The organism is Alteromonas sp. AO-Serp, assembly GCF_017849675.1.
GTDB lineage: Bacteria > Pseudomonadota > Gammaproteobacteria > Enterobacterales > Alteromonadaceae > Alteromonas > Alteromonas macleodii.
Window position 1 is genome coordinate 1 of the sequence record NZ_JAFLMX010000095.1, and the last position, 1584, is coordinate 1584.

Annotated in this window: 2 protein-coding genes; both read left to right on the forward strand. The window is 45.1% G+C overall.

The features are described from left to right. A partial coding sequence (locus QVA83_RS07565; RefSeq protein WP_353844102.1) for an EamA family transporter occupies positions 1 to 518 on the forward strand: 518 nt, incomplete at its 5' end. A gap of 110 nt (positions 519 to 628) precedes the next feature. Beyond that, positions 629 to 1584, forward strand: a 956-nt coding sequence (locus QVA83_RS07570; protein WP_287498297.1) for a M24 family metallopeptidase, incomplete at its 3' end; no start/stop codon positions are given.

Sequence of the window (1584 nt, forward strand, 5' to 3'; positions counted from 1 at the left end):
AGATGTGTATAAGAGAGACAGGCATACTAGTAGGCGCAATAGCAGTATTTGTGTTAAGCAGTGGCAATCGGCTCCATGGCATTAGTGTGAAAACCATGGTTACAGGTCATGCTTGCGGTACCTGTTTTGCGCTGACATCACTGTTGGTGCGCGAGGCAAGTCATATGCTAAATGTTCAGCATACGGTGGCTGCTGCTTGGGTGTTGTTATGGGTACTGTGTGTACAAACGATAAGTTTAAGTGGTTATATTGCGCTAACTAAACCCTTCGTGTTCAGACAGCTAACCAACGCTAAAAAGCAGGTGCTAGCGATTAGCACGGTAAGCTGTTTGGGCTCAATTTGTTGGTTCACCGCTATGGCATTGCAACATGTGGCGCTAGTAAAAACGCTTGGGCAGTTAGAGGTGTTACTTACCTTGATACTTTCACATTACTGGCTAAAAAATGCAGTCACAAAACGCGAAATTGCTGGCTTACTTCTTATTGGGCTTGCCGCAATCTTTGTTATGTGGGCATAAAGTAATGACAATATTAAACACTGAAGTTTTTAGTACAAAATCAATTGAATGTTATTTTCATAAAACAAAAAAGTGCTAAACAACCTTAATTAAAACGACAGGAAGGGAACATGGATAAGCGACATTTCTTGAAATTAGCGGGCGCTAGCTTTGCGCTTGCTCCTGTGGCTTCTATGGCTGCAATTAATCAAACCAATACAACAGACATTAACGGTTTAAGCGGGCTAAGTGATATCACCGCAAATGCGAAGCCGATTACCGTAGAAGAACGCAAAGCGCGTATTGAAAAAGCGCAGTCGCTTATGAAAGCCCAAGACATTGCGGCGATTCTGGTCGAGCCTGGCGCAGCTATGGATTATTTTTCGGGGATTAAATGGTGGCGTAGTGAGCGCTTGACCGCGCTGGTTATCCCTCAAAAAGGTGACATGGCGGTGGTAACGCCATTTTTCGAAAAGCCAAGTGTGCTTGAGTCGTTAGCTATAGGCGATGATGTAAGAGTGTGGCAAGAGCATGAAAGCCCGTTTGATGTCGTAGCCAATATTTTAAAATCGCGCGGTATAACAAGCGGCAATATCGGCTTTGAAAGCAGCGTACGCTACTTTGTAGTTACTGGAGTCAGCCGAGCGCTGCCAAACATTAATATCGTTCCCGCCGAGCCAATTACACTGGGTTGTCGCATGTATAAAACTGCGAGTGAACTGGCACTTATGCATAAGGCCAATGAAGTTACTCTACGTGCTTACGAGTTTGTTTTTAGTAACCTAAAGCTTGGCATGAGTCAGCAGGATGTAAAAAGTTTGATGAACACCGCACAGCAGCACTTAGGCGGCAGCGGTACATGGTGTTTGGCGCTGTTTAACGATGCAAGTGCTTATCCTCATGGCACAAATGCAGCACAAACTATCAAAGAAGGTTCGGTGATCTTGCTAGACAGCGGTTGCAGTGTGCACGGTTACCAAAGCGACATAAGTCGTACTTTGGTATTTGGCAAGGCGTCTCAGAAAGTTCAGGACGTGTGGCACACAGTAAGGGAAGGGCAGAACGTAGCATTTGCCGCAGCTAAAAT